This window comes from Streptomyces sp. NPDC054841, assembly GCF_053611045.1.
The window spans coordinates 1-3,026 of sequence record NZ_JBSGZO010000730.1 but is presented as its reverse complement, the minus strand read 5'-3'; the positions used below and the strand labels follow the sequence as shown (position 1 = coordinate 3,026).

Sequence of the window (3,026 nt, the reverse complement as noted above, 5' to 3'; positions counted from 1 at the left end):
GCTGCTCCCCGTCCCGGGCCGGTGCTGGTCAAGTGGCGGGCCAGCAGCGGGTGACGGGCCTCCAGGTGCTCGATCACCCGGCTCTGGTGGCGTTGCAGACGCTGGCCCGGCAGGTGGTCCAGCGAGTGCAGGAACGGGTCCTGCGGGGCGGGCAGGCCGGCGATCGCGCTCGCCGTGCCGAGCACGAGCATCGGCTGGTACCACGCCGAGTAGCCGCCCTCGTGGACGAAGACGATCCGGCCTCCGGTCAGTTCGTCGGCGAGGCGGCACATCGCCGACGTCATGGCGTGCAACGTCCGGCTGGTGCACATCATCCGGCCCATCGGGTCGTGACCGCTCGCGTCGACGCCCGCCGCGACCAGGATGAGACCGGGGCCGAACGCACGGGCCGCAGGTTCCACGACGCGGCTGACGACGGCGAGGTAGGCGTCGTGCCCCGTGCCCGGGGGCAGCGGGACGTTGAGCGTGCTGCCCGTGCCGGCGCCCGAGCCCGTCTCCATGACGAGGCCGGACGCCGCCGGGAACAGCCCGTCCTGGTGGATCGACACGTACAGCACGTCGGGGTCGTCGTAGAACACCCGTTGGATGCCGTTGCCGTGGTGCACGTCCCAGTCCAGGATCATCACCCGGCGCACCCCGCGGCGTTGCGCGGCCCGCGCGGCGACGGCGACGTTGTTGTAGAGGCACAGGGCCATCGCCCGGTCGGGTTCCGCGTGGTGGCCGGGCGGGCGGACCAGGCAGTACGCCCGCCGGAACCGCCCGTCCAGGACCTGCTCGGTGGCCTGCACCGAGGCGCCCACGGCGAGCCTCGCGGCCTGTGCGCTGTGGTAGTTCACCTGCGCGTACACGCCGGCATCACCTCCGCCGGACGCCGACACCGCCTCGACGCGCTCGATGTGCTCCGGCACGTGCACCAGCAGCAGGTCCTCGTCGGAGGCGGGCGCCGGTGTGACGCAGGTGTACCGGTCCATCACGCCCGACGCCTTGACCAGCCCCTCGGCCCGGCGCAGATCGGGGTCGACCGCGAACTGGCGGAGCGGTTCGACGCCCGGCCCCACCGGCACATACCCCGAGCCGGGCCCGGGGTCGTGCCAGAAGCACATCTCGTGGCTGTACCACGCGAGTTCGGACGTGCTCACCCGGCGGACACACCCAACGAGGCCCGGCTGACGCCGGAGACCTTCTCGATGTACTGGAGGTAGTACTCCCGCTCCTCGTCCGGGGTGCGCTTGGCGCGGAACGTGGTCTCCAGCAGGTCCAGCACCTCACCGGTCTCGCCGGAGGTGAGCTGCCCCTCTCCGACCTCCTCCTCGACGGCGCGGATGCGCACGGCCGGCTCCACCACGCCCTTGGTGTGCTCGTCCTGGTCGGTGCCGTGGTTACGGGTCGAGGCGATGGTCTTCAGCACCGCCGAGAAGAACGCAGCCTTGTCGATGTCCGTCATGTCCATTCCCCCTTGGTCGTCGTGTGGTCGTGCGACGTGCCGTGATGCCGTGCCGTCCGGTCGATGCGGCTCCTCGCTCCGCGCCCGGGTCCGTGGTCGAGTCCGTGGTCGAGTCCGTGGTCAGGTGATGAGGCCGCAGGAGCGGCCGGCCTTCTGCAGCGTCGCGACGGCCGTGTCGAGGTCGGCCTCGGAGTGGCTGAGGTTGACGATGGTCCGCAGCCGCGGCAGCGTCCGCGGCACCGCCGGGTAGACGATCGGCTGGACGAACAGCCCGTCGAGCTGGCACGCGCGAGCCATGGCGCCTGCCTGCTCGGCGCTGCGGCAGATGATCGGCACGACCGGCGTCTCACTGGTGAGCGTGTCGAAGCCCAGCGCCCGCAACTGCTCCCGATAGCGGGCGGTCCTGGCCCGTAGTTCGCGGGGCCGTTCCGGCGCGGCGTCGATCACCTCGATCGCCGCCCTGGCCGCCGCGACCTGGGCCGGGGTCGCGGCCGCGGAGAACATCCAGCCGCGCGCGTTGTTCTTCAGCGCGAAGACGAGGTCGCTCGATCCGGCGACGTAACCGCCCGCGCTGGGCACGGTCTTGGACAGCGTGCCCATCTTCACGTCGACGCGGGCCGGGTCGATGCCGAAGTGCTCGGTGATGCCGCGTCCGGTGCGGCCGAGCACGCCGAGGCTGTGCGCCTCGTCGACCATGAGCGGGGCGTCGTACCGCTCGCACAGCTCGACGATGCCAGGCAGGTCGGCCACGTCGCCGTCCATGCTGAAGACGGCGTCGGTGACCACGAGCCGGCCCGCGTCCCCCGCCTTCTTCAGGGCGCGCTCCAGGTCGGCGAGGTCGTTGTGCGCGTACGTGACGACCTTGGCGCCCGACAGCCGGTAGCCGTCGAGGATGCTGGCGTGGTTGTAGACGTCGCCGATGATGACGTCGCCGGGGCCGGCCAGCGCGCCCACGGTCGCCACGTTCGTCATGTAGCCGCTGGAGAAGACGACGGCGTCCTCGGTGCCGAGGAACCGGGCGAGCGCGAGCTCCAGTTCGCGATGCAGATGGAGGGTGCCCGCGAGGAGCCGGACGCCGTGGGCACCGGTCCCGTGCCGCTCCACGGCGCGCAGCGCCTGCTGCTCGATGTAGTCGTGCCCGATGAGCCCGAGGTAGCTGTACGAGGCGAAGTTGAGGAACCAGCGGCCGTCGAACTTGATGTGGGCGCCCCGGGCCTCCTCGATGACGGGCTCGTAGAAGTACTCGTCCTTGGCGACGACGACGCGGTCCTCCACGGAGAGGGCGTCGATGCGCCGGTCCAGGAAGGTGCCGTCGGGCCTGCTGGAGAGACGGCCGGGGAGGGTGCGTCGGAGGGTGCGGGTGGCGGGGCGGGGCGCCTCGGGGGCCGGGCCCGTAGGAGGCGTCGCGGCCGCGGGATGCGGGGTGGGCGTGGCGGCCGGGAGGGGGCGGGCCGGGGCCGTGCTGTCCTCGGGGCGGGCGGGTGCCGGTTCGCGGAAGCGGTCCCAGTCGGGGACGAAGGAGTCGGCCGTGCCCCGGTGCACGGCCGCGGCGTGTGCCGGCCGCTCCCGCTCGGGGGCCGGT

At 72.5% G+C, this 3,026-nt stretch carries 3 protein-coding genes; all 3 read right to left on the bottom strand.

Annotation, left to right across the window (positions count from 1 at the left end):
- The coding region (locus ACWGI8_RS42420; RefSeq protein WP_453668803.1) for a class II histone deacetylase at positions 1–1,139 on the bottom strand (1,139 nt) is incomplete at its 3' end.
- The gene (locus ACWGI8_RS42415) at positions 1,136–1,444 is read right to left on the bottom strand and encodes a hypothetical protein (protein WP_453668802.1); all 309 of its coding nucleotides are present in this window, start codon (positions 1,442–1,444) and stop codon (positions 1,136–1,138) included. The genes ACWGI8_RS42415 and ACWGI8_RS42420, both read right to left, overlap by 4 nt.
- A 120-nt stretch (positions 1,445–1,564) precedes the next feature.
- A partial coding sequence (locus ACWGI8_RS42410) for an aminotransferase class I/II-fold pyridoxal phosphate-dependent enzyme (protein ID WP_453668801.1) occupies positions 1,565–3,026 on the bottom strand: 1,462 nt, incomplete at its 5' end.